This is a genomic window from Lederbergia wuyishanensis, from assembly GCF_022900255.1.
GTDB lineage: Bacteria > Bacillota > Bacilli > Bacillales > Bacillaceae_C > Lederbergia > Lederbergia wuyishanensis.
Map to the genome: position 1 here is coordinate 303,096 of NZ_JALIRM010000002.1, position 24,620 is coordinate 327,715.

At 37.4% G+C, this 24,620-nt stretch carries 28 protein-coding genes; 5 read left to right on the plus strand and 23 right to left on the minus strand.

The features are described 5' to 3' along the window. Nucleotides 1-4: 4 nt before the first annotated feature. From MT489_RS07660 to MT489_RS07710, 11 genes are all read right to left on the minus strand, one after another. On the minus strand, nt 5-601 hold the full coding sequence (locus tag MT489_RS07660; RefSeq protein ID WP_244680939.1) for an NUDIX hydrolase: 597 nt from the start codon (nt 599-601) through the stop codon (nt 5-7). A 60-nt stretch (nt 602-661) separates the two neighbouring features. After that, nucleotides 662-1,012 carry a VOC family protein gene (locus tag MT489_RS07665; RefSeq protein ID WP_244680940.1) on the minus strand — a complete coding sequence of 117 codons (351 nt, stop codon included), beginning with the start codon at nt 1,010-1,012 and terminating at the stop codon, nt 662-664. Between the two features lie 15 nt (nt 1,013-1,027). Further along, on the minus strand, nt 1,028-1,789 hold the full coding sequence (locus tag MT489_RS07670) for a class I SAM-dependent methyltransferase (protein ID WP_244680941.1): 762 nt from the start codon (nt 1,787-1,789) through the stop codon (nt 1,028-1,030). A gap of 210 nt (nt 1,790-1,999) precedes the next feature. After that, nucleotides 2,000-2,563: a histidine phosphatase family protein gene (locus MT489_RS07675; RefSeq protein ID WP_244680942.1), complete on the minus strand. Its 564-nt coding sequence runs from the start codon at nt 2,561-2,563 to the stop codon at nt 2,000-2,002. Between the two features lie 7 nt (nt 2,564-2,570). Then, nucleotides 2,571-2,939 carry a VOC family protein gene (locus MT489_RS07680; RefSeq protein ID WP_244680943.1) on the minus strand — a complete coding sequence of 123 codons (369 nt, stop codon included), beginning with the start codon at nt 2,937-2,939 and terminating at the stop codon, nt 2,571-2,573. Further along, nucleotides 2,923-3,603 carry an HAD family hydrolase gene (locus MT489_RS07685; protein WP_244680944.1) on the minus strand — a complete coding sequence of 227 codons (681 nt, stop codon included), beginning with the start codon at nt 3,601-3,603 and terminating at the stop codon, nt 2,923-2,925. The genes MT489_RS07680 and MT489_RS07685 overlap by 17 nt, the downstream gene beginning before the upstream one ends. Beyond that, nucleotides 3,600-4,367, minus strand: a complete 768-nt coding sequence (locus MT489_RS07690) for a CPBP family intramembrane glutamic endopeptidase (RefSeq protein ID WP_244680945.1) — start codon at nt 4,365-4,367, stop codon at nt 3,600-3,602. Before MT489_RS07690 ends, MT489_RS07685 begins: the two co-directional genes overlap by 4 nt. A gap of 34 nt (nt 4,368-4,401) precedes the next feature. Beyond that, entirely contained in the window at nt 4,402-4,848 is a 447-nt protein-coding gene (locus MT489_RS07695) for an NUDIX hydrolase (protein WP_244680946.1), read from the minus strand. Next, nucleotides 4,841-5,461: a histidine phosphatase family protein gene (locus tag MT489_RS07700; RefSeq protein WP_244680947.1), complete on the minus strand. Its 621-nt coding sequence runs from the start codon at nt 5,459-5,461 to the stop codon at nt 4,841-4,843. The genes MT489_RS07695 and MT489_RS07700 overlap by 8 nt, the downstream gene beginning before the upstream one ends. Before the next feature lie 12 nt (nt 5,462-5,473). Then, entirely contained in the window at nt 5,474-5,941 is a 468-nt protein-coding gene (locus tag MT489_RS07705) for a DinB family protein (RefSeq protein WP_244680948.1), read from the minus strand. 27 nt (nt 5,942-5,968) lie between these two features. After that, nucleotides 5,969-6,451: an NUDIX hydrolase gene (locus MT489_RS07710; protein WP_244680949.1), complete on the minus strand. Its 483-nt coding sequence runs from the start codon at nt 6,449-6,451 to the stop codon at nt 5,969-5,971. Nucleotides 6,452-6,616: 165 nt separating this feature from the next. Here MT489_RS07710 and MT489_RS07715 point away from each other — a divergent pair, with 165 nt between their 5' ends. Beyond that, entirely contained in the window at nt 6,617-8,296 is a 1,680-nt protein-coding gene (locus MT489_RS07715; RefSeq protein ID WP_244680950.1) for a hypothetical protein, read from the plus strand. Between the two features lie 218 nt (nt 8,297-8,514). Here MT489_RS07715 and MT489_RS07720 read toward each other — a convergent pair whose 3' ends face one another. The 11 genes from MT489_RS07720 to MT489_RS07770 all read right to left on the minus strand — a co-directional run bounded on the left by MT489_RS07720 (nt 8,515) and on the right by MT489_RS07770 (nt 18,486). Continuing rightward, complete coding sequence (locus tag MT489_RS07720) at nt 8,515-8,877, minus strand: aspartyl-phosphate phosphatase Spo0E family protein (RefSeq protein WP_244680951.1); 363 nt, start codon at nt 8,875-8,877, stop codon at nt 8,515-8,517. A gap of 25 nt (nt 8,878-8,902) precedes the next feature. Further along, complete coding sequence (locus tag MT489_RS07725) at nt 8,903-10,654, minus strand: hypothetical protein (protein WP_244680952.1); 1,752 nt, start codon at nt 10,652-10,654, stop codon at nt 8,903-8,905. 227 nt (nt 10,655-10,881) lie between these two features. Beyond that, nucleotides 10,882-11,883: an HAAS signaling domain-containing protein gene (locus tag MT489_RS07730; protein ID WP_244680953.1), complete on the minus strand. Its 1,002-nt coding sequence runs from the start codon at nt 11,881-11,883 to the stop codon at nt 10,882-10,884. After that, a complete protein-coding gene (locus tag MT489_RS07735) occupies nt 11,870-12,232 on the minus strand; it encodes a PadR family transcriptional regulator (protein WP_244680954.1) in 363 nt (120 codons plus the stop codon). The genes MT489_RS07730 and MT489_RS07735 overlap by 14 nt, the downstream gene beginning before the upstream one ends. Before the next feature lie 486 nt (nt 12,233-12,718). Next, a complete protein-coding gene (locus MT489_RS07740) occupies nt 12,719-13,081 on the minus strand; it encodes a Na+/H+ antiporter subunit G (RefSeq protein WP_244680955.1) in 363 nt (120 codons plus the stop codon). Continuing rightward, a complete protein-coding gene (locus MT489_RS07745) occupies nt 13,059-13,343 on the minus strand; it encodes a Na(+)/H(+) antiporter subunit F1 (protein WP_244680956.1) in 285 nt (94 codons plus the stop codon). The genes MT489_RS07740 and MT489_RS07745 overlap by 23 nt, the downstream gene beginning before the upstream one ends. Next, nucleotides 13,343-13,825 (minus strand): Na+/H+ antiporter subunit E, encoded by a 483-nt coding sequence (locus MT489_RS07750; protein ID WP_244680957.1) that lies wholly within the window; start codon nt 13,823-13,825, stop codon nt 13,343-13,345. The genes MT489_RS07745 and MT489_RS07750 overlap by 1 nt, the downstream gene beginning before the upstream one ends. A 43-nt stretch (nt 13,826-13,868) precedes the next feature. After that, a complete protein-coding gene (locus MT489_RS07755; protein WP_244680958.1) occupies nt 13,869-15,347 on the minus strand; it encodes a Na+/H+ antiporter subunit D in 1,479 nt (492 codons plus the stop codon). Beyond that, the gene (locus MT489_RS07760) at nt 15,340-15,672 is read right to left on the minus strand and encodes a Na(+)/H(+) antiporter subunit C (protein WP_244680959.1); all 333 of its coding nucleotides are present in this window, start codon (nt 15,670-15,672) and stop codon (nt 15,340-15,342) included. Before MT489_RS07760 ends, MT489_RS07755 begins: the two co-directional genes overlap by 8 nt. 5 nt (nt 15,673-15,677) lie before the next feature. Beyond that, a complete protein-coding gene (locus tag MT489_RS07765) occupies nt 15,678-16,100 on the minus strand; it encodes a Na(+)/H(+) antiporter subunit B (RefSeq protein WP_244680960.1) in 423 nt (140 codons plus the stop codon). Next, a complete protein-coding gene (locus tag MT489_RS07770) occupies nt 16,087-18,486 on the minus strand; it encodes a Na+/H+ antiporter subunit A (RefSeq protein ID WP_244680961.1) in 2,400 nt (799 codons plus the stop codon). Before MT489_RS07770 ends, MT489_RS07765 begins: the two co-directional genes overlap by 14 nt. Before the next feature lie 412 nt (nt 18,487-18,898). On the opposite strand from MT489_RS07770, the gene MT489_RS07775 reads away from it, so the two are divergent. The 4 genes from MT489_RS07775 to MT489_RS07790 all read left to right on the plus strand — a co-directional run bounded on the left by MT489_RS07775 (nt 18,899) and on the right by MT489_RS07790 (nt 23,817). Further along, complete coding sequence (locus MT489_RS07775) at nt 18,899-19,573, plus strand: adenine nucleotide alpha hydrolase family protein (protein ID WP_244680962.1); 675 nt, start codon at nt 18,899-18,901, stop codon at nt 19,571-19,573. A gap of 353 nt (nt 19,574-19,926) precedes the next feature. Then, entirely contained in the window at nt 19,927-20,871 is a 945-nt protein-coding gene (locus MT489_RS07780) for a family 16 glycosylhydrolase (protein WP_244680963.1), read from the plus strand. Nucleotides 20,872-21,286: 415 nt separating this feature from the next. Next, nucleotides 21,287-21,661: an ArsR/SmtB family transcription factor gene (locus MT489_RS07785; RefSeq protein WP_244680964.1), complete on the plus strand. Its 375-nt coding sequence runs from the start codon at nt 21,287-21,289 to the stop codon at nt 21,659-21,661. Nucleotides 21,662-21,681: 20 nt separating this feature from the next. Next, complete coding sequence (locus MT489_RS07790) at nt 21,682-23,817, plus strand: heavy metal translocating P-type ATPase (protein ID WP_244680965.1); 2,136 nt, start codon at nt 21,682-21,684, stop codon at nt 23,815-23,817. 58 nt (nt 23,818-23,875) lie between these two features. On the opposite strand, the gene MT489_RS07795 is transcribed toward MT489_RS07790, so the two are convergent. Further along, nucleotides 23,876-24,424 (minus strand): hypothetical protein, encoded by a 549-nt coding sequence (locus tag MT489_RS07795; RefSeq protein WP_244680966.1) that lies wholly within the window; start codon nt 24,422-24,424, stop codon nt 23,876-23,878. Nucleotides 24,425-24,620 lie beyond the last annotated feature (196 nt).

The window sequence follows — 24,620 nt, forward strand, 5'->3', positions numbered from 1 at the left end:
ATTATTAAATACGTGCTGCAATTCGTTCAGCGACGGTTATAAAATAAGTATCCTGATGTGGTACGAAATCATTCTTGCTAATATATCGAAAATCAGATTCGGTTTCTGAAATCACCAATATTTCTTCTAATTCACCGAAGCAAAACTGATAAAAATCTTCGAATTTGGCTTTTACCATTCCAGATACTTCTTCAACTTGCAGGTTAAATTCTAAGTTTTGTTCAGTAATGTATAAATAATTGTTTCCAAATTCATTATCAATGAAATGACCCGTTTTAATAGTGTTCTTTATAATACCAAGCGGGATTAGCTCATCCATCGTAACTTCAATTCCCAGTTCTTCCTGAACCTCCCTAATCCCATCTTCAACCGTTTCATCGGCAAGGATATGGCCAGCGGCTGTAATATCTAAAAGCCCCGGAAAGTCAGCCTTCTCATCACTGCGAATTTGAAAATATATATAATTCGTTCCGTCCTCTCTCCCTACAATCCAGCATTGAAAGGTTTCATGCCAATATCCTTTTTCATGTACGTCTTTGCGGGATTTTTTCCCTACTAATTTTCCGTTTTCATCAAATATATTCAGAATTTCAATTTCCATCACTAATAGTCTCCTATTTGAAACATAATCTAATTACCTATTAAAAAATTTTAATGTCTTTTATCCTTCCGTCTCAATCAACTCAATGCTATTTCCATCAGGATCTTTTACAACCGCCCGCTTCCCCCATGGACTTGCTTTCGGTTCTGTTACAATTTCCGCACCTATTAATTTAAGAGTGGCGATGACACTTTCTATATGTTTAATGCTAAATCCAAGCCGTATATTTTTATTATGATGGTGTGTTGCAGGGAAAATCTCAAAAACGATCTGGCCAAGTTCGCATGCATAATGCTCTGGACCATTACCGTGCTGTTCTTTTTGAAATAGAAGACCTAGCTTTTTGTAAAAAGCGACTGATTCCTCTAGGTTTTTAGATTTAATAACTACAAGATTTAAAGATATTGACAATTACATAACCCCTTTTCATACCTTTTTAGCAATGCTAAACATTTCGGCAAAATCATTTACGATTGTTTTATTAGGGTTATTTTCAACATCCAATTTCATTTTTTCTAGTCCTTCTTTGTACTCATCGTCACTTATCAACGTTAACACTGAGATATCCCTATTTTCGGCGTAAACTAAGTAATCTGTTACCTTTATTTCTTCCATCCGGTAATTGATTTTCAAGTTGACTTCAAAACCTCTTTCTTTAAGTTCTTTGAAAATAAGATTTTTATCCCAATATCTTTTTACGTCTTCCTCATAGGCTGAAGGGAAATAATGATAAACCCACCATTGTGGCATATCGTGAATGGAAATGTTATGTAATTTATAGATACCGTCTTTTACTAGGATGCGGTGAATTTCATCTAACGCATGATCCTTCTTAGTAAAATGATGAAAAGCATAGTTATTTGAAATAAAGTCAAAGGTATCAGATTTGTATGGCATATCTTCAGCAAACCCTTGAATAAAATTGACTTCCGTTACCTTTTCCTTAGCTTTTTTTAACATCTCTTCTGATGCGTCTAATCCATACCAGCTGATACCCCTATCCTTAAAAGCTTCTAACTGCTTATCCAGATATAATCCTGTACCACAAGCTAAATCTAATATGTTATAAAACGGTTTTTCTATGTTATCTATGTATTCTTTAATGTCTTTATCATATTGCACTTCGCTTATCCTAAATGGATTTTGGTCATACCTTTCTGCAATCTTAGAATAATTCGTTAATTTCAATTACAACACCTTCTTTTTTATATAGACTATTTTCGTAAAGCATGTTGTTTGTGTAAAAGCAGGCTTGTACACCTAATCAATGAAGATTAGCTGTTCTTATCAAGTTGGCAGCTCTTTACTCGGTAGTATGGTTGATTTTTGAGGTTCAACCCATTTCTTATCATAAAAATTTATAATAAATAGCAACAATTTTTGAGAAAAGAGCCTTTATTAGATTGAATAGGTTGTACAATTCCAATGCTTCGAACTTGATTTTCCAGCTCCACTCCAGCCCATCTTTTTCAGTTCTTTTGCGATCAGCATATTGAAAAATCCATGTCCAACCAAAACAACATGATGATACTCTTTTGCATATGTAACTAATTGAATTGAAGCTTGTTTTGCCCTCTTTTGTGCTTCTCTTAAAGATTCGCATTCTCTTGAGTAACCGATAAACCAGAGGCAGCGCAAAAGCACTGCCCACACACTTGCATATAGCCTTAATCCCCGTAATGTTACTAGAGGATTAGGCAATTCCGTTTCACGAAACAACGGGTCTGAAATCGTTTGTATAGTAGGATTTAATAGCTTGGCAGACTCAATGGACCGTGTTAAATGGCTCGTAATCAGCATTTTTGCCTTTGTTATTTTTTCAAGAGTTTCCGGAGGGTAGGATGTTTCTTCGAATACCCCATGGCTGTCATATTTCTCCACCCAATTCCTAAACTCCTGACAAGTGATTGCTTTATTTTCTGTCCACTGAGATTTCCCGTGTCTAACTAATGAAATTTCCATTTTAAAATTATACCCACTCCAACACTTCAATCCGATTTCCAAATGGATCGGAAACATAGAACCTGTTTGCTCCTGGAAGGTTGTTGTCTTCACTGATTTTTATATTGTTTTCTAATAGATGTTGTTTTAATTCTTCAATGTTTTCCACTTCGAAGGCAGGATGTGCTTTTTTTGCTGGTGAAAAAGGATCTTCAACTCCTACATGTATTTGCACATTGCCGTAAGCAAACCAAACTCCGCCATTCTTTTTTAACGTTTCCGGCTTTTCAATTTCTTCAAATCCCAAAATGCCATTGAAAAAGCGTCTTGCCTCTTCTTCGCATCCCTTTGGTGCTGCTAGTTGAATATGATCAATTGCTTTAAATGTAAACGTCATGCCCTTCATTCCTTTCCTTTACAATTTCTTTTAACTCGAGCAAATCATCAATAATATAATCAGCTTCTACATTTTTCCAACCGGCATCTCTTTTCCAAACCCCGACCATCCCAGCGTTTTGAGCTCCTTTTACATCATTTTCAGGATGATCTCCAACATACAGGCACTCACTCGGTGACACATTAAGTTTACTCGCTGCTTTCTTGAAAATTTCAGGATTTGGCTTTTTCATCCCTTCCCATTCAGAAACTAGAATGGTTTCAAAATAATGCTCGATTTCTAAAGCTTTGATGTTATCCGTTTGAAATTGCCCAAACCCATTCGTAATCATTCCAAGTCGAAAGTGCCCGCTTAACTCATCCAACATCTTGATTAAATTGGGAAAGGGTACACAGTAATATTGAAATTCCTTTATATAGTCTTCCAACAAGTCTTCCCAAGAGATTTTTTCAATTTCAAACTCCTCAACCATTTGCTGATAAACCTTATCCTTCCAAACATATCCTCTACAATCCAACTCTATGAACCTGGAAATATATGTTTCATGTGGAACATTTCCAACGTACTCTTTTAACCGCTCGTATTGTGCACGAATAAATTTCTCAACGGAGGTATCCCGATTAAGCAGCGTCCCATCCAAATCGAATATGATAGCTTTAATCATACTGAAATCACCCTTTGTTTATCCCGATAGTACAGGAATACAATGACAAACACGAAGGCTGCAGCCATTAATAAAATTGTTGTATTAAGGAAAGGATGGATGCTTCCTTTCGTCATTAGAAAAATTCCGTCTCCAAAACCACCCGAAAGGCCAAAAAGCATTCCGTATGCCATATTTAATCCAAAATGGATGCCAGTAGAAGCCCAAATGCTCCCAGTTTTAAAAAATGCATATGTAAGTGAAAAACCTAACACAACGGAAAAAATAAAGTTTAAGATGCTGAGGTCACCATTCCAAAAATCATCCAATGCATAAATCAAAATGCTTATCGCAGCAATAGCCAGAGGCGGGATTTTCCCTTTTAATACATTGATGACGAAACCTCTCGTCACTAAATCATTAATCAACGAACCTAAGAAAAAGCCGACAATGATCTGGCCAATAACCCACCAAACCTCAAAACCAGTTTTAATACCAATAATGTTAAATTTCCCCGCAATATCATATGAAAAATACATCAGTGCCCAACTACCAAACCCAATGAGAAAACTTGCAGCAAAAAATTTCGGCCATTTTTCCCGTACCATTCCAATTCCTCTAAGTCCTTGTAATCCATTTAATTTGGCGATAAGGGATGCAAGTGGGAAAAATAGCAGAATACTAATTAACTGAATGAAGATATTGAAATTTATAAAGTGCGTTGTGATATTGAAATATAAATCTAAGATGATAAAGCTGAATAAACCTGTAATAAATCTTTTCATACATTCTCCTTAAGTTTTATGTTCATCCATCATATCAGAAAGTGGAGAAATATTTTTCAAAAAATTTCCTAGTGTCTGAATGTGTTAACTTTTTCAAAACATCTTCTATTTCCACAAACATTATTTCATCGATTTCATTGTCCAAAGGCTTCAAAGAACTTGGATCACCTACATACTCAAAATGAAACATCGTCGTCTCTTGGCGGTCATATCCAATTTTGGTTCTAAGGTCAGGCGGGAATTCAAAGCAGATTTTTTCTTCAAATTGTTTAATTAAAGCATAGCTTGAAGAGCCTGTTTCTTCTTCCAGTTCCCTTAACATCGCCATTTTCAAATCCTCGTTATCCTCTACTCCACCCTTTACAAAATCCAATTCTCCTTGAATATTCTCCTTCCCTCCTATCGCATTGATTTTCACCTTATGTACAAGTAAAAATCGCGGACCGTAAGATACAATAGCTCCAACCGCTCTCCTAATCAAAGTTTTCTCCCCAGTGTGATACATCCCCTTCTAAAACAATCCTAACTTCATCTCCATCTAACTCTATTATAGTAAGGCTTGTGTCATGAATATATGGCGGGTCCCACAAATTCTCCATCGGAAGCTTTTTAAAATAGGCTAATAATATTTTTATAACGGCAGTATGAGTAACAATCAGAACGTTCCCGCTCTCTTCCGCTTGCTTTATGTCGTCGATTGCTTTTAGTACTCTTTCCTGTAAGTCTAAAAACTTCTCACCCTTAGTTGGCACATACAAATGAGGAGTATTCCAAAATGCATGAAAATTAGCTGCATCATTTTCCTCTAAAAAGACTCTCGTTTTCCCTTCCCAATCCCCCATATGAATTTCTCTTAATTTTTCATCAAAAATAATGGGGATATTTCGATTTCCGCGAATTAGCTCAGACGTCAATTGCGTTCTTTTACTAGGACTGGAATAGATGGATTGAAAATCGATATCTTTAAGCCTTTCCCCTAGTAACTTTGCATTTCGAATGCCATTTACCGTTAATTCCGAGTCTCCCCAACCTTGCATTCTAGTTTGTACATTCCATTCTGTTTCACCGTGTCTTGTAATATAGAACGTTAACACTTTTCTCCACCTCTATAAATTATGTATTCTCTTCGTCTCCAGTATCTGATTTATATGATGATAGGCATGCTGGTTATCATGTTTTAAAGCATCCCGAACGGTTGCTGTTCCGTCCTGATGTATAAGCACTCTATCTAAAGCGCCTGGTAAACTGTTGCAAAGATAGGTAATATACTCCCTCATAATAGTAAACAACTGTAACTCGAGCTGAAGGGATCTTTTACTATGCTCCATGTTCTTATTCCACGTATTGGGGTCGAACTCATTAAAGATAAATTTCTCACCTGTATCCGCCAACGCATAGCGATTAATTTGAAAATAGTTCAAGTCACATTCGATAATATGGTGGGCAATTTCCCGTATCGACCATTTATCTTTGGCTCTTTTCTTACCCAGACCGCTGTCATCCAGACCCGATAAAGCTTCTACCAATTTCTTCGGCGCTTCGTTGTATTGTTTTATCAGTTCAACATCTTTCAACAATCACTCCTCCTCTTTTAATATAGGTTACAGAACTTCCCACTCTTCATATCGCTCCACACCCACCCCCAACTCTTTCGTATCTAGCCAATGTACAGCTCTCATAACGAGTGGGGAGGCATTTTCTATGCTTAAATCACTTTTCGACACCCATAAAGCCCCTAACGAATCTTGTCCTGGAAAATGTTCAGGTTGTAGAAGCGCTCCTCCTCCAATAGATACAGTATAAAAAACGGCGATGTGATGAACATGGGTAAATCCTTTCCAGTCCCATGGCAGGATGAAGTCAGCAACTCCAACACTTTCCTCCACTTTTATAACAAAACCTGTTTCTTCCAAAACTTCTCTTTGTACACATTCTGCTAGACTCTCGCCATGTTCTAGGCTTCCACCCGGCAAATCAAATCTATTTTTATATGGGCCTCCACCCTTATTAATCACGAGTAATTTATCATCGCTCCAACAAATTCCGTAAACCCCAAACGCTCTATGATAACGTTCATTTTCCATAGTGACCTCTCCTCTAAATCTCATAAATACATATTCTCCATTCCTTATAAAAAGCCTTTTTATGAGTGAGTTCATTTTTCTCTAAAAATATGTGATTGACTACCGATATAAAAATGAAATAATAGAATTGAACATATGTCATAAAAGAAAGACAGGGTGGACAGCTTGATAGAATTAGCATTAAGAAAGATATTGAAGCAAGTGAAAAGTGCAAACCCAAAAACCCGTTACGAAGCCCTTGGAAAACTATATGAGTATAAGCAACAAGATGGTTTAGAAGTTCAAATTGATGTTCTGAAAGAGTTAATTAAAACAGCTGCTTCTCCATTTCCGGAGCGTGTCGATCATTGGGATAATCCTTCTTTCTATCTCATCGATTTTGTATGTGATTTTCCAATGCCCGAAGTCGTCGAAGGTCTTATCAAGCATTTCGATGGGTTCGATGTGGATGCGAAAGAACGCGCTATAGAATTTTTATTACTAACAGAAGATGAAGAAATATTTTATTTTCTTGAAGACAAGATTGTCGAGTTGATGAACACTGTAGAATACAGTATCCCAATTGGTCAGCTTACTTCCTTCCCAATGCTCACAAAAGGAATTCTTGACGCTACATTGGACAAAGTTCATTCCGACTATTATAAATACATGATTTATGCTTTAATCCTATCTCTTAATACGTCTGGCATGGAGCAAGGTTATAAAAAAGAGTTTGTACTCTCTACTTTGCTGACGGACTATGAATCTGTGAAACAAGAATACTTAAAATTTAATGCAGATTATTCCACTAAATATGTGTTTACAGCTTGGAAAGATAGTTATTTAACCGTTCGAAATAAAATGAGGCTTTTCATCGGTTTAATGGAATACTATTTTTCACAAGAAATTGCCGAGGAACTCAGCGAGGCCTTACATTTCAACGATCCAATTATAAAGACAGAAGCATTGCTCGTATGTATCGCTAAAAGGCTACCTTATCCAGAAAGCTTGTTGCTGGAATGCGCGGAGCAATTAGAAAGTGCTGAAATGATATATTGGGAATTAGTCGATAAAAATTTGGAGCATCTTTACCCGATTACGGAAGGTAAACAACCACTTTTATCAAAAACACGACTTTTTCACACGATCGCTAATACTCCGGAAGATGAGGATGTCATTCGATATCCCGAAGACATTCAAGTGGTTGATCAAATTGAAACAGAAAACAAATATGGGCAGCCCATTCGTTATTATTTAATGAAATTTAAAGAGCATCAGACGGAATATGTCGGCTGGGTTGGCGGTTATGCACTTGAAGAAGGGGATGATTCGGCACATTTGTGGGACGGAACATACACTGACTTCGTTGAATTTGATTCTGCCAGCATAGAAAAGCACAAGCAGGACTTTTTTGAAAAAAGAAAAGAAGAAGAACTGGAGCACGAAAACAGCGTATATTTCGAAAGCTCTCCCAAACTTAGTAAGGGAGCTTGGTTCTTTGTAGCTCTTCTGATTGCCCATTGGTTTAAACAAATATTATCTGGATTCAATGGCTCCATCCTGCTTTCCATTTTCTTTACTGTTGTCGGTGGAGGCTTGTGTCTATACGAACTAGCACAAAACAAAAAACGAAAAATAATCATTATCGGAGACCAACTTATCAAGCAAGATGGATCCAAGCAAAATAGCATTTTCCTTCACGACATCAAAAAGGTAGAGTACAACAAAAAACATATTTTCATTTATAACAACAGGCAAGAACTCGCATTTAAATTCCCACTTCGATGGGTTCGTTATGATGTATTCTCCTATTTTATAAACGAGCATACCGCACATTTAAAAGAGCGTCCTTTTATCCAATCCTAAAAGCAGGTTTGCCTGCTTTTTTTTGAAAAACAACAGAGTTAGGTTTTCATTTTTCATATAACAACAAAAAGCCTGGAAAATCTTTAACTTTTTCCAGGCTCTTCTTATACACAGAATCATCCAAATTTTGGTAAATTTTTGGAACGTATTTTCAGTAAGCTACTCTTCCTCACATTTTTATCAGGTAGAAAAAATCCCCATAGCAAACCAGTCTCTGCTCACTTTAAAAGGTTATATTGATTTAATAATGAATCAAGCTCTTGGCTTAAACTTACCGTTTCAGGATCGTTTAACCCTTTAGCAGAACCGATTAAGATCATTTCCTGCCTTACCTCAATGATCTCCATTTCAAGGATTTTTTTTACTTTATCAATATTCTCTCCCGCTACCAACTTTGAAACTTCGCTGCTTACTCTACTTTTAAAGTCGCAACACTTACTCTGTTTCTTGATGCTCTGTTCCTTTTTTCCTTCTATGTGTTTGTTTTTGTTAGGTATCATTTCCAAGTTAGATAAAACCTCGTTGCTCGCATCAGTTGACCTCAATTTAAAGGGTACTGCTCCTGCTCTATTTTTCTGCATTTTTTTCTCCTTCTCCTTATTTTTTTTATGATAAGAAGAAGGATTGTTTCGGTGGGTTGATTGGTGGTTCTTTATTCCATTTGGTTCGCAGTGTTTTTACCTTAAATAAAGCTTTATTAGTCATTTCACTTGCCATATAGCTTATTACGTCCAATTTTCCAGAAAACAGATCTCCCACACCCGTGTTGGTAGAGAAATTCCCGGATGAACTTGAGGAGCCCACACCAGATAATAAAGACCCTAGCATGATAGCTTGTGATACATAAGGGCTATCTTTTGGATTTGACTCATCTTCTTCCTGGTATATAGCTGCAGCATGAGTGTCTATCTTTGCAGGATTATTTAATTGTTTCTTATTCCCTGCTTCTAGCAATTTCTGAATAGCAGCAGTCAAGGGATCATCGTCTGTTTTTTCTGATAAAATTTGTTCGTCGATAACTTCATCCATATCAGGCTGCTTTCCATCCTGTTCAACCTCTTTCACATCGATGAAATCCACAGATGTCGCCGGTTGATTTGAATTGGCCGTGTCTACTGATTTTTCAATCGACGGCTTTACTTTTTTCTGATCTTTCGGCTGTTCTTTTGTATCAGGATCCTCCGACTTTTCCAACGGTTGCTTAGAATTAACCGGGTCGCTCGGTGTTTCTATTGGATTTTCTGGAACTACATTGTTTGATGTTTCTTCCGGTCTCTCTGCTACTATCGGCTTTTGCGGCTTTTTAATAGGCTGTTCCTTAACCTTCGGATCTGTAGCTGTAAAAGACGGGTTGTCTATTCCAACGTTAATATCTGTATTGCCAAGAATAGGCGTCTCTTTCGTCACTACATCGAGAATAACCGTCTTTTTTCCGTCACTTTTCAATACATCGACATTGACATTTCCAACTAAAGTTTCTTTTAATTCAATAGATACGAGCCCGCCGCTACGATTACTAAGATCCTCCGATTCGTAAGTATCTTGCGTGGCGACTCCCGCGTTCACTTCCCCAATAAGAGGGTTGTTCACATTAACCTTAGCCAAACGGCTTCTTATAGAGCGGTATGTATCTGTGTTGTCAGCCTGACTTTCTAGCACATCTACTTTTGCTTTTCCTAAAAGCTGATTGTCCACTTCTACTTCAACCAAGCTCCTTTTGGTTTCATCGCCCGTGTCTGTTGTTTTCTCTTCGGTGCCCAGTAAACTAATTTTTAAAGAGCCAATCAAGGGAGAATCGGCAATTTCAATATCGAGCGGGCGGGATGCTCCTTCTTCCTTGCTATAGTCCAAAGTCGACAATTTTACATCGCCTGTTAAGGGTTTAAGCAATCCCTCGCCCAATTGAAGGTCAAGGAGTGATGACTTTTTAGAAGGTCTATCGACAGTTGCTTCTTCGACCGGCTGTTTTTCTGCAACTGCTTCAGCAGGTTCTTCTTCCTTATGCTGAGGTTCAATTATCTCTTCTTGCAGCCGGAAATTGACTTCTTCACCGGAACCTGCTCTATCGGACCTTTCACGCTGATCAGCTGCTTTCAACAAGTCAGTCAAGGACCCTTGTGCTAATTTATTCAAAGCATCTGAGATGACATATTCCTTCTGTTCTTCAACAGCACCATCAGTTTCAATTTCAGAGGCAGCGATATCTCCAAGATCCGCAGCCGGTTGCTGTTCACTAGAATCACCGGGCTGATTCATTATTTTTTCTATATGATTATTATTCTCGCTTGCTTGTATAGTAGGTGTATAGATCAACATAATTAATGCGAACGCCACAAGAGCAATGAAAGTTCTTTTCATCTCTTCTTCACCTCCTTTCAAGTAGCTAAGTTTTAGTTTTTTAACAATGATTCGTCTATCTTTTTTACATTTTATCGAATTTATTATAAATTTCCAATTTTAAACAAACTATTCCTTATTATAACAAAATATAAAAAAAAAAGACCCTTTTAGTAGGCATGTGGAATTCGCAAATACCTTTTTAAAAAAGTCTCTTTATTTCCATATTTTCTATAAAAAATTAATTCTTATGCCACTTTTCGTATCTTAATCACACCACTAATCATATCCCAAACCAACCCAATGATAAGCATAATGACAATCCATCGGGTAGAGATATTCCAAATAGTTTCGATTGTTTTATACGCTCCACTACCAATCGAAATTTCGTGAACTTGAGATAGTTCTAGCATGAAATTCGGGTTCCAAAATGAAGACATAGTCATCATTATTATCACGACTGCCAGCGAAACTGCATTAATAAGAATCGTGTATAAGACTAATTTTTTTGTCCAACGCTCATATACAAGCTTTAACGCTTCTTTCAAAACAGCCAATCCTAATATGAAAATAATCGCCGGTAATGATGTTATGATCGTTTCTTTATTTAAAAATGGAATAACGGTTGAGAACTCACCATTTTTAAAAACAAAGATTCCAAAATATTGACTCGTGAAGATGAACGCTAACAAAACTAAAAACACTATACTTGCAATTGGTTCAGTTCGTTTAATTTGTCTTTTTGTATCTGGGAGAGCTGGAAGATCGGCCAGTTTCCAAGTTTTTTGAACATTAAATTTCTGTTCATTAATGCCTCCAAAGTACTCGACTGAACCAAACACCAGTGTTATCCAACCTACTCCTTGTGGGATTACCATTATGATCGACACGATAAAACTTACAAAATGATCAATGATATGAATAGGATCTATCGCCACTTTAATGCCAAACACAACGCTCATAGCTATAACAATCGAAATTAAGGTAATTTTCAACACTGAAATATATGGATCAAATAATACAGGTCCAATAATATACTTATTTTTACCTCCGTATTGCCTAGCCAATTGTCTAGGGTCACCCAATTCCAACAATACATCTTCAATATGTGAATCTGAGACTTCTCCTTCGCCCATACGTTCATCAAGCATATCGGCAATCAACCCGCGCAGCTCCTTCTCTACATCTTCCCTCTGCGATTGAGGCAATCTTCGAGTAACTGCGTAAATATACCGTTCAATTAACTCCATTTTCATCATCCCCCTTTTGATTAATTAGATGATCCAAACTTTTCACCATGCTTTCCCACTCTTCACACAAAAGCGTATACACCTCTTTTCCAGTTTCGCTTAACAAGTAATATTTCCGCGGCCGTGCCTCATCCGTATCCCATTCACTCACCAATAATCCTTGCTTTTCCAATCTTCTTAGAAGTGGATAAAGGGTACCGGGCTCCACTTGAATGCCCTTATCCCCTAGCATCTTCACGAGTGAATAGCCGTATTGAGGCTCCGATAACTGACTGAGGACTCCGATTGTAATCGTCCCGCGCCGTAACTCCAACATTAATTTTTCAATGTGTTCATAAGCTTCCGTCATATTATCAACTCCTGTTTTCATTATAGTGTATGTCACACACTATTGTAAATGATACAATAATCTAATTTTCTTATTATTAAAAAATAATTGGATATGAAATACCAAAGAAATAACTACATAAAAATTAAGCACAAAAAAGCATGGATTGAGGAAATCCATGCGATGAAATTTACATATATGAATTTTGGGGTTACTTAGTGGGTTATTCTTTGAGTTTCTTCTCCTCTGCTACTATCCTCTCTACACTTTACAGTCAAAAAAGCAAAACTCCCCAAAAGCAATGATATGATCATGTTTCTGAGAAGTTCTTTATTTTTTGTAATTATATATGATTTTTACCCTCATTTTGGCAAATTTTCTAATAGGAGTCGTGAAACGTCTAATAGAACTCTCAAATCATCTAATAGAAGTCCTAAAACGGCTAATAGACCCTCCAATTCAGCTAATAAAAGCACGGATCGACCTGAAATCATTCACACTCGTCACTTACATCTTCTCTTCTCTCTCAAGCACCGGCTTCAATTCATCCTCAATCGTCGACTCCGCTAACTTCACCTTTGAACGATAAGCCGCTCGAATAATGAGATGCCCTGACACGGGAGCTGTAATGAAAACAAATAAGATCCCCGATATCAACCGTACACTTATGAACGCATCGTTAAACCAAATGTAAATGAATGCTCCTAGTAGGGCTAATAGTACGGCCAAGGTAGAGCTTTTCGTCGCGGCGTGTGCACGCGTGTATACATCTGGAAAGCGAATGATGCCGATCGCGCTAATTACACTGAAAATGCTCCCTATCAGGATAAGAAATACTCCTATAAATTCACCGATCTCGTTTATGCTCAATGATGACACCTCTCTCGATATATTTTGAGAGTGCAATCGTACTGATAAACGCCAATATGCCCAAAATAAGGATAACTTCTAGATAGGCCTTTGTATTGAGCAATATGGAGATAGCCGCGATGGCAGATATCAGATTGACTCCAATCATATCCAGCGCAATCACACGATCAGGAATGGACGGACCTCGAATGATGCGATAAAGCGATATAACGATTGCTGAAGCAAATAGTGCAAGGGAAATTCTTAACATTATCTCAATCATTATCGGGTTACCTCCATTATGGCTTTTTCGAATCTTCCTAACGAGCGAATGAGATCACCTTTATACCGTTCAATATCGAGTGCGTGAATGTAGAATACATTGCCTTCAGGCGAAACCTCCATAACGACTGAACCTGGCGTTAGCGTCAGAAGCATCGCAAGCGTTGTTACTTCCCAGTCACTTTTCAACGACGTTTCGTACGTAAAAATACCGGGCTTTATATCAATTTCTCTGCTTAAAATATGCTTCAACACAACGTACGCCGACATGATCAATTCGTATATAAAAATTAGAATCAGCTTTAATACATAATAGAACCGATGTAGGTAAAATTGCTTTCCGAAAAATCGCTGCATAAGAAAAATAATAAAAATTCCAACGAGAAACCCTTCAAAAAAGGTCGGAAATCGCATAACATCTTCATCATTCAATACCATCCAAAGAAATGCGATAAATAAATTCAGGAGGAACTGAGCTGGCATTCGCCCTCACCTCTACTTTCACAATGAAGTTACTAATTTTCATTTACTCGCCTAAAACCGCTTCTACATAAACACTCGGATTCATTAAGGTATTTGCAGCATCCTTCACATACACGGCCAATCCTTCTGCACCTAGACCTAACCCAATTGAAACAGCTGTCAGGATTACACATGGAACGAGCAAGCTTTTTTTCAATGATACCTGTTCTTCTTCACTAATAATCGTTTCGCCCCAAAAACAGTTCTTGAATATACGCATTAAGGAATATAAAACGAAGATACTCGATATCAATCCAAGTGCAAGCAAGACATAATTTCCGCCCTCAACTGCGCCTTGTCCAACTAATATTTTTCCGATAAATCCGCTTAGTGGAGGAATGCCAGCCAGTGCCAACATTACAATAAAGAATAACCAACCTAGAAGAGGATAATTTCGGATTAGACCGCTCATTCGATCAATTTTTGCCGTTCCAGTAAGAGCGACCATTGTTCCAGCAATTAAAAATAAGACAGCCTTCACAATCATGTCATGAACCAAATAATAGATTGAGCCTTCTATTGCAGTAGGTGTAGCGACAGCAAGCCCTACGAGGATAAATCCTACTGCGATGACAACATTATAAGAGACTATCTGTCGGATATCTTTATACGCAACCGCTCCTAAGCTTCCACCAATCAATGTGATTCCTGCCATCACTCCTATCAATGTATGAGTGACCTGTGGTTCATGATAGAAAAGGAGAGTGAACATACGAAAGAGCGCGTAAATCCCTACTTTCGTCAACAGTGCACCGAATAATGCCGCTACTGCAGTCGGCGGCACACTATATGAACCTGGAAGCCAGAAGTAAAGCAGCAGTCCCGCCTTTAATCCAAATACGAGTAAAAATAAAATACTGATTACCGTAATCAAAGGAGGCTGCCCAGCTTCAGCAATCCGCGCCGACAGATGAGCCATATTTAACGTCCCTACCGTTCCATATAAATAACCAATGGCAACTAAAAACAACCAAGAAGAAACAACATTAATCACAACATATTTGATCGATTCTCTAAATTGAGGTTTTGTACCTCCTAGTGTAATCAACACGTACGAAGCCAATAACATTACTTCAAAACAAACATATAAGTTAAAAAGGTCCCCTGTTAAAAAAGAACCATTTACTCCTGCTACCATAAATAATACGAAAGGATAAAAGAACATTTTTTCCCGCGCCTGCCCAATTGATACAAACGCGTAAATCAAACAGATAGCTGTAACAACACTTGCCGTTAAAACTAATAGCATCGCAAACGAATCGCCTACAAATAGAATCCCAAATGGCGGCTGCCAATTTCCAAAGTCGAGGCGAATAATTCCAGTCGTTTGAATCATTTTTAACATAAAGGCGCTTAAACCGGCAACAGCGAGCATTACCCCTAAACTAATCCATCTTTGCAAATTAATAAAAGACCTAAGAAAAATTAGTATAATACCGGTTATAAGCGGGATTACCATTGGCATAACAAGGATATTATTCATCTTTCAACCCTCTTGCCATCAGTGTAAGATTTTTTTCTTGGTACGTTCGATATGCGAGTACGAGGAGAAATGCTGTTACGGCAAAACTTATGACAATCGATGTTAAAATCAATGCCTGTGGAAGAGCATCCGTATATATTCCATCGCCTTCCCAAATAACTGGAACTCCTCCTCTTTTCAAACCACCCATCGTCATCAATAGTAAATGAGCTGCATGGGATAAAAGGGCAGTTCCTAAAATAATCCGTAAAACCCCTTTAGACAGAATTAAATACGTAGCAACTGTCACCAACACTCCCGCCAATATGATAATTACTGTTTCCATAGTCCTTACACATCCTCACTAATACTCAAAATTATCGTTACGACAACCCCTACAACGGCCAAAGCCACTCCAGCTTCAAATAACGTTACTGTAGCAAGCGCCGTTTTTCCAACGATCGGAAAGTTGACGTAAGAATGCGCTTGGCTTAAAAAAGGGACATCAAACAGGCTTGCACCTAATCCCGTTCCTAAAACGATAAATCCACCTGTTGCGGCAACTTTTTTAAAATCCAATGGGATTCCATTCGTGATCGTTTCAATATCAAACGCTAGGCAAAGCAATACGAAAGCAGAGGCAAGAATAAGACCGCCGATAAAACCGCCACCGGGACTGTTATGACCGGATATAAATAAATAAATGGCCATCGTCAAAATAATGAATACAACAATTTTCGTGACTGTTTGTAATATCACATCATTGATTTTCAATATTATCTTCCCCCTTTCTTGCCCTCAGTTTGATTAGTGTAAATACGCCAATTCCTCCAATAAAGAGAACAATGACTTCAAGCATCGTATCAAATGCACGGAAATCTCCTAAAATCGCGTTCACGATATTATTGGCTCCAGAAAGCTCGTACGCATCATTAAAATAAGTGGAAATAGATTCAAACAGCCTTCCGCTTTGGACAGACAATGCAACAGCAACAAAAATGACACCTACTAGAATAGAAACCAATACATTTACTCGTTTTGTTCTCTGAGGTGCATCCTCCTTCTCCTTCTTTGGCAAGAAATAAAAACAAAGCAGGAACAAGGCGGTCGTCACCGTTTCAACGACTAGCTGCGTAAGGGCTAAATCGGGCGCCCGGAATAAAACAAATAGTAATGCGATCGAATAACCAATCGCCCCATTTAACAAAATGGTCGTGATTCTTGATTTTGCAAAAATAATAGCAATTCCTGCAGCCATCATTGTTAGTGCAATGAGTAATTCATGAAGACTAACAGGTGCATTACTTGAAAGATCAAAGGAAAAAGCGTTCGAAAATAAGAAAATGCCACCAACGGATATTCCTAAGAAAAGAAAAATATAAACTAAATAATCTCGCAATGAACCCGTCATATAACGCGAAGTTATTTTAGAGCCACGTAATTCTATTTGTTCAAGTGTAGAGTTGTATAATTGATCAAATGTCCATTTGCCCGGCGGAATATATAAACTTTTCCTGCGGCTTTGAACACGAAAAATAATAATACCGACGACAACTACCCCAATGGTCATCCATAATGCCGGATTAAATCCGTGCCATATCGATATCGGTTTAAGCATTCCATCTAAATTAAATGAAGGATAGAGACTTGCTAGCCCAGGTCGGAGCAAAAAGTCTCCTAGTATATTCGGGAATATAAAAATGCCTATGATTAAAACAGCTAGAATAATCGGCGGAATCAACATGCCAATTTTTGCTTCATGAGCAGGATGCTCCAATTTTTCAGGATGATATGGTCCAAAGAATGTTTTAAACACAATCATCATACAATAGACGAATGTGAAAACACTCGCTATCCAAGCAATGACTGGAAAAAGAATCCCAAATGCCTGTATAGAAAAAACATTCGACTGACTCACATTTACTAGCGCTTCAAAGAACATTTCCTTACTTAAAAATCCATTAAAAGGTGGCAAACCTGCCATCGAAAAGCTGCCAATCAATGCAATCGTAAAGGAAACAGGCATAAACGACATCAAGCCGCCTAATCTACGAATATCCCTTGTACCGACGCCATGGTCAACAATTCCGACTACCATGAAGAGAGCGCCTTTAAAGGTTGAGTGATTGACTAAATGAAAAAGCGCGGCAAACGATGCTTGAGTATACATAACGGCATTTTCGGCAGCACCAAATTGATGTGCGATGGACCCGATTCCAAATAAACTCATAATCAGTCCTAATTGGCTAATGGTCGAATATGCCAGCAATGCTTTTAAATCAATTTGACGGACAGCATTGAATGATCCCCAAAATAATGTGATAAGACCGATACTCGTAACGAGCCAAAACCAAACTTCATGACTTCCGAAAACAGGAGTAAAGCGAGCGACTAAGTAAATTCCCGCCTTCACCATTGTCGCGGAATGGAGATAAGCACTTACAGGAGTTGGAGCTTCCATCGCATCTGGAAGCCATATATGAAATGGATATTGTGCTGATTTTGTGAAGGCACCAATAAGCAATAAAAGTAATGCCGGAACAAAAAGCGTATGACTCGTATCAATTGATGATATTATTTCCCGGACACTTAATGTCCCAGTCATAAAATAAATCATCATAAAGCTCGTCAGCATTGCAATTCCGCCGCCAAATGTGATGAGCAACGCCTTTTGCGCTCCGTAGCGCGACTTTTTTCGGTGATACCAGAAAGCAATCAACAAGAAGGATGAAATGCTCGTTAATTCCCAAAATACATATAAAACCATTAAGTTATCGGAAAAAACAACCCCGAGCATGGCACCCATAAATAAAAGCAAATAAATATAAAAATGATGCAAAGATTCTTTTTCAGATAAGTAATAAATGGAATAAAGGATGACTAGACTACCAATACCCGTAATTAAAAGTCCAAAAATGATACTTAGTCCATCCACATACGTCGTAAAATGAATACCATAAGAAGAAATCCATCGAAGCGAATGTAAATACGTCTTACCTTCCGCAATGGAAGGAATAAATTGTGTAAGAGTTATAAATAGAACGGTAGGTACAATCAGTACAATCCAACCGATATGAATACGGGGTATTTTTTTATAAAGAAAAGGAATGAATAAGGCAGCCAGAAAAGGAATCATGATTGCCAGTTGCAAAGATATCAAAATACACACAACCTCCCAGTTACGGTCACCAAAAATATAATTTTCAAAAAATAAATGGTATATTCGCAGTGGCTTGCGTTATTAAAGGGGTTGACTCCTATGTCAACTAACGGGATAATAAGAGACCATAGGGTTTGGTCTGAGTGGGTGAATAACATGTTACTTATTATTTTCCCTTAATATTATACAATAAAAGACATCGTTGCTATACAAATGAGAATACAGTTTATAAGTTTTTCTTATTAAAAGTGACTATTTTTCATAACTTTTATTAAATCTACTCTCACCTATTGTAATCTTAAGCCATTTTTTATATAATGTCTTAGTTTTAATCTCGACGATTCTTAAGCATAATATTTATGATTTTAAAGATTTTCGAATGAATGAACCAATTTAAGAGGTGAATTTTTTCATGAAGAAAGTGAAGGGTCGTATGGATGAGAGTATTCTCGTTTGTGTATATTACGGTCCAAACGGCGAACGCCTAATTAGACGCGGTCATAAAATGGCAAGTATGTTAAATTGTCCTTTATACATTTTGACTGTAGATCCCCTTCCATATGATGAATTTGATGCGGAGAAATCAGGTTATATTGAAAAGTGGAAAGAACTAGCTGAAGAATGCGACGCTGAAGAGTTTATTCTCCAAGACGATGAAAAGCGCCCAGTCGCCAAAGTCATTGCGGGAATTGCGCATAAATACAACATCACCCAAATTGTCATTGGACAATCTGCTCAAAATCGCTGGGAAGAGATTACAAAAGGATCCTTTGTGAATGTTCTTTTAAGAGAAATCTCCTCTTTTATCGATATCCATATCGTTGCATTGGACCGAACGATTAAAGGCGGAGAAGACATCGCTTATGAAACAGGGGTCCGCGGCTATCTGCTGAAGGAAAATGGCGAATATCGACTATGCTTCACATGCCAAAAAAACATTAGCTACGAAGGAATCTTTTACAAAGAGATTGGTACCGATTTTAACAACGGACTCTTTAAATTCGTTCACAATGGAAAAACGTATCAAGTTCACGTCACAGAAGATAAAGTTATCGATCAAATAAAAGAACCGCTAAATATTATGTAGGATTAAGCCTAGTTGCTTAATCCTTTTCTCTATTGCACCTCCTAAGTCTAAAGTTTCAATTTTATGTAATTTTAGAAAACCTCCCCATTTCCTTATTATCCGATAGATACGTTCCAAAGTCATAGATTAAAAGGTTGAGAAATTCATTAATTTGTCCGTTACCTATTCCTCCATCCTTCCCATTCTCCCATTTTACATAACTTCTTTTATTAGAGAGGAAGACCTAGTCTCAGTAACACCACGATTTTAAGCGCTTTCAAATCTTTTGTTATTGTATTTTTTCCTTAGTATAATGCAAAAGATATGGTACATATTTTTTGTTAATAGTTCTATTACTAGATTAGGAGGATATTATGAAAAAACAAAAAGGCTTAGTTGGTATTTTGATTGGACTTGTCTTACTTTTAGTCATTGGAAATCCTTATTTTGTAAGCGCCCAATATCCTGGAATAGGATTTGGAACCTTGAATGAGAAATTTAAAGATGAAAAAGATCAGATTAAAGATTTGAGCAAAGAAGAAAAGAAAGCAGCAAAACAGGCGTTAAAGGAAAAGAAGACCGCCCTAAAGCAAAAAGCTAAACAAGAAAAAGAGGAAATCAAAGCGAAAGAAAAAGAAGGTTGGGAACTAACCTTTTTAGATAACTTTAATGGTGAAGAGTTAGATCCTACGAAATGGAAACATGCACCCGAATGGCCACGACAAGGTGGTGCGGGCCAATGGTCAGACGATGAAGCCTTTTTGAATGGAGAAGGACAACTCATTATACAAGTTAGTGAAAAAGATGGAAAGTATTATTCCGGAGCTGTTAGAACAAGAGATTTATTTGAACAAACATATGGATATTACGAAATTAAAGCAAAAATTCCTAAAACAGAAGGATACTGGAATGCCTTTTGGTTAATGACAGATGGAGTTCATACTGTAGGAAATGATGGTAGAGACGGTACAGAGATTGACATATTTGAATCACCTTTTGCGAAAGATGGCGATTATATTCAACATGCCATGCATTGGGACGGATATGAACAATATCATCGAAGTGCTGGACAAGTAGCACATGTACCAGGAATATATGAAGGTTTCCATACATTTGCACTTGAATGGAATCCAGACGAGTACATTTTTTACATTGATGGACAAGAGACATGGCGCACAAACGCTGGTGGAGTATCGCAAGTTCCTGCTTATATGAAAATCACAGCTGAAGTCGGAGGTTGGGCAGGAAATATTAAAAACGCAACTCTTCCATCACAAATGGAAGTTGAATATGTTCGTGCTTATAAAAAGAAAGATTAATAATTGTTTTAGCCCTCGAAAACATCGGGGGTTTATTTTTTTCATTATTTATCGTCATTTCTTTTATAATGTTTTTTCTTAAAACAATATAATGGTTTCGTAAGGTTTGTTGTTTTTGTAAAAGCCCAAAAGCCGGCTTTTACCCCTAAAAGGTGAATTTAACGATTCTTATGAAGGACCCAGCTCTTTTCTCAGCGGAATGAGTAAGTTTTAAATTCCAAATTTATTCCTATTATTTTAATGAATATGAAGTAGCAACAAAGTTTAAGAAAAGAGCCAACCATATAGATAGCCTTAGATACTCTCCAAAGGCATCTTTTTTATTCTAAATTAATTGACATTTCAATAAAAAGATACATATAATTAACATATGAATAATTGCTCATATGTTCATTCGTTGGAAAGAGGTGTTTTTATGCAAACAGTCAATACAATTCCTGAAACTTGCAGTCAAACCGTCATTCATGAGGACGTTGTTCAAAAGGTGCAGGCTACTATTCCGAAAGACAATAGTTTACTTGAAGTCGCAGAGCTGTTTAAAGTATTGGGAGATCGTACAAGAATTAGAATTCTTCACTCTTTATTCCAAACCGAGATGTGTGTTTGTGATATTGCCTATTTATTGAACATGACACAATCCTCTATTTCACATCAATTACGCGTATTGAAGCAAGCTAAGTTAGTAAAGAATCGAAAAGAAGGAAAAGTGGTGTACTATTCGCTCGCGGATGATCATGTGATTCAGATATTTGATCAAGCACTTGAACACGTTAATGAGAATAAAATTTAAGTGTTTTAGGAGAGAGAAAAATGGAGAGGCAGAAGAGAAAAATAAAACAAGAAATCCTCCTGGAAGGATTGGATTGTGCTAATTGTGCTATGAAGATAGAGAATAGTGTAAAGGGAATGGATGGAATCACAGAATGCTCCGTTAATTTTGTCAACAAAACCCTTACGCTTGAAGCAGCACAGGATGAAGCGACAGACATCGTTTCAGCTGTAAAAAATAAAATAAAAATGATTGAGCCTCATATTACTCCTTTAGAAAAAGGGGTTGATCACGACCACGACCACGATCACGCACATGACCATGGCAACAAAAATATCAAGAAAATTGTTTCTCGCTTAATTTTAGGTACCGTTTTAGCAGCTATTGGGATGTTTTCACCCTTATCTGGAATGGCAGAGCTGGGGATTTTCATTATTGCCTATCTGATTATCGGTGGAGATATTGTATTACGGGCAGCAAGAAATATTACGCGCGGTCAAGTTTTTGATGAAAACTTTTTAATGGCTATTGCGACCATAGGAGCCTTTGCCATCAAACAATATCCTGAAGGCGTTGCCGTTATGCTGTTTTATCAAGTGGGAGAGCTATTTCAGACAATTGCGGTGAACCGCTCGCGCAAATCAATCAGCGCACTTATGGATATTCGTCCAGATGCCGCTAATCTTAAAAGAAACGGAAATATTGTTGTAGTTTCCCCTGAAGAAGTAAAAATCGGCGAAATCATCATTGTGAAGCCCGGTGAAAAAGTTCCATTGGATGGAAAAGTTATTGAAGGCTCCTCTATGGTGGATACGTCTGCTTTAACTGGTGAATCTGTCCCTCGAGAGGTAGAAGCCGGAAGCGATGTTTTAAGTGGATTCATTAATAAAAATGGTGTTCTAACAGTAGAAGTGATGAAAGAATTTGGAGAATCTACCGTTTCAAAGATTCTTGATTTAGTTCAGAATGCAAGCAGCCGCAAAGCGCCAACGGAAAACTTCATTACGAAATTTGCTCGTTACTATACACCAGTTGTCGTCATTGTGGCAGTTGTCTTAGCCTTCCTTCCCCCACTACTAATAAGTGGAGCAACTTTTTCAGACTGGATTTATCGCGCGCTTGTGTTTTTAGTTATATCTTGTCCTTGCGCTCTTGTTATTTCCATTCCGCTCGGATTTTTCGGAGGAATAGGAGCAGCATCAAAATCAGGGATTCTTGTAAAAGGCAGCAACTATTTAGAAGCATTAAACGATGTAAAATATATAGTATTTGATAAAACGGGAACCTTAACAAAAGGCGTATTTGAAGTAGCAAGCATACATCCGAATAATATTTCAGAAGAAGAATTATTAGAGTATGCAGCTTTTGCGGAAGTTCATTCCAATCACCCGATTGCCCTTTCCATTAAAAAGGCATATGGGAAAGAAATAAATGAAGAAGCCATTCAAAATTATAATGAGATTTCTGGTTATGGAATTCAAGTAACGGTTGCTGGGAAAAAAGTCATCGCCGGAAACGCAAAACTGATGAATAAAGAAAACATTCAGTTTGATCAGCCAGATGTTATCGGTACGATTGTTCACGTTGCTGTTGATGAAAAATATGCTGGATACATCGTCATTTCTGATCAGATAAAAGAAGATTCTGCAAAAGCGATTCGTTTATTGAAGGAATTAGGCATAAAGAAAACGGTCATGCTTACAGGAGACGCGAAAACTGTTGGCAATGCTGTAGGTAAAGAACTTGGCATTGACGAAGTACATGCTGAACTTTTACCGCATCATAAAGTAGAAGAAATTGAAAAATTGGATGCAAGTAAAGCTGGAAACGAAAAAATCATCTTTGTCGGCGATGGTATCAACGACACCCCTGTCCTTGCTCGTGCTGATGTTGGAATGGCAATGGGCGGTTTAGGGTCGGACGCTGCTATTGAAGCTGCCGATATCGTCATCATGACCGATGAACCATCCAAAATTCCTACAGCCATTAAAATCGCTAAAAGAACAAGGCGAATTGTTTGGCAAAACATCCTATTTGCTCTAGGCGTCAAAGCCATTTTTCTTATACTAGGAGCCTTCGGAATTGCGACAATGTGGGAAGCCGTATTCTCAGATGTAGGCGTTACTCTCTTAGCCGTTTTGAATGCGATGAGGGTGATGAAGGTGAAGGAATTTTAATTTAGAAAACACGCTTGGGTATTAATTTTCCAAGCGTGTTTCTATTAAATCATCTCTATTACTCGTCCTCATCTTCTCCTTCATCGTCATGAATAAAAATATTTCTAAATGGAATGTACTGAGATTGCGTTACCCCATATTTTTTATAGGTAAGCAGCATCTCCCTTATGTCATTGTCGGTATTATCACCATGAAATTCCACACGTAATACTAGGCTAAAATCTTTGTCTATTTGAAAACCCTCGTAAGGAAACAAATTTTTATCCAATCCTTGATCTTTAACACTTTCTTCATCCATTATTCCAATTGTATTCGTGTTGGACTTTTCTATGAATGGCTCAATTCGAAACTCATCATCATCTTTCGCTACAATCGAACCATCTCTCTTAAAAAATTCTACCTTCTCGAGTGTTGGATTCCCAATCCCTTCCCACTTAAAATCATTACCAATATAAATTGCCTTTCCGTCGTCAAAAAAATCTATCGGTACATATGCATGGCCCCATTTAGTAAATTCCCCATCACGACTCACATAATGAAATACCCACCAAAAACTAATAGCAAGAATAGTTATAACAGATAAGACCACTATTGTTTTCTTCTTCACCTAATCCCCTCGAATCCCATAAACTCTATCTCTACTTCTATATAGATATTCAGAATACCTTTTAAGACAAAATAAAATATGGAAATCCTTTAAAGATTTCAGCTTTTGCAATTAAAGCAACCTTTTTCCAGCTTCTATACCAAATATCCTTTGATTATTTCATTTATCAATTTCCCTAGAAAATACCCCTTTGATT

Bases quoted from the DNA above. Each gene is read 5' to 3' on its own strand.
- MT489_RS07660 (WP_244680939.1), bottom strand. From the start codon at position 601: ATGGAAATTGAAATTCTGAATATATTTGATGAAAACGGAAAATTAGTA.
- MT489_RS07675 (WP_244680942.1), bottom strand. From the start codon at position 2,563: ATGGAAATTTCATTAGTTAGACACGGGAAATCTCAGTGGACAGAAAAT.
- MT489_RS07680 (WP_244680943.1), bottom strand. From the start codon at position 2,939: ATGACGTTTACATTTAAAGCAATTGATCATATTCAACTAGCAGCACCA.
- MT489_RS07685 (WP_244680944.1), bottom strand. From the start codon at position 3,603: ATGATTAAAGCTATCATATTCGATTTGGATGGGACGCTGCTTAATCGG.
- MT489_RS07690 (WP_244680945.1), bottom strand. From the start codon at position 4,367: ATGAAAAGATTTATTACAGGTTTATTCAGCTTTATCATCTTAGATTTA.
- MT489_RS07710 (WP_244680949.1), bottom strand. From the start codon at position 6,451: ATGGAAAATGAACGTTATCATAGAGCGTTTGGGGTTTACGGAATTTGT.
- MT489_RS07720 (WP_244680951.1), bottom strand. From the start codon at position 8,877: ATGCAGAAAAATAGAGCAGGAGCAGTACCCTTTAAATTGAGGTCAACT.
- MT489_RS07725 (WP_244680952.1), bottom strand. From the start codon at position 10,654: ATGAAAAGAACTTTCATTGCTCTTGTGGCGTTCGCATTAATTATGTTG.
- MT489_RS07730 (WP_244680953.1), bottom strand. From the start codon at position 11,883: ATGGAGTTAATTGAACGGTATATTTACGCAGTTACTCGAAGATTGCCT.
- MT489_RS07735 (WP_244680954.1), bottom strand. From the start codon at position 12,232: ATGACGGAAGCTTATGAACACATTGAAAAATTAATGTTGGAGTTACGG.
- MT489_RS07745 (WP_244680956.1), bottom strand. From the start codon at position 13,343: ATGATTGAGATAATGTTAAGAATTTCCCTTGCACTATTTGCTTCAGCA.
- MT489_RS07750 (WP_244680957.1), bottom strand. From the start codon at position 13,825: ATGCCAGCTCAGTTCCTCCTGAATTTATTTATCGCATTTCTTTGGATG.
- MT489_RS07755 (WP_244680958.1), bottom strand. From the start codon at position 15,347: ATGAATAATATCCTTGTTATGCCAATGGTAATCCCGCTTATAACCGGT.
- MT489_RS07760 (WP_244680959.1), bottom strand. From the start codon at position 15,672: ATGGAAACAGTAATTATCATATTGGCGGGAGTGTTGGTGACAGTTGCT.
- MT489_RS07775 (WP_244680962.1), top strand. From the start codon at position 18,899: ATGAAGAAAGTGAAGGGTCGTATGGATGAGAGTATTCTCGTTTGTGTA.
- MT489_RS07780 (WP_244680963.1), top strand. From the start codon at position 19,927: ATGAAAAAACAAAAAGGCTTAGTTGGTATTTTGATTGGACTTGTCTTA.
- MT489_RS07785 (WP_244680964.1), top strand. From the start codon at position 21,287: ATGCAAACAGTCAATACAATTCCTGAAACTTGCAGTCAAACCGTCATT.
- MT489_RS07790 (WP_244680965.1), top strand. From the start codon at position 21,682: ATGGAGAGGCAGAAGAGAAAAATAAAACAAGAAATCCTCCTGGAAGGA.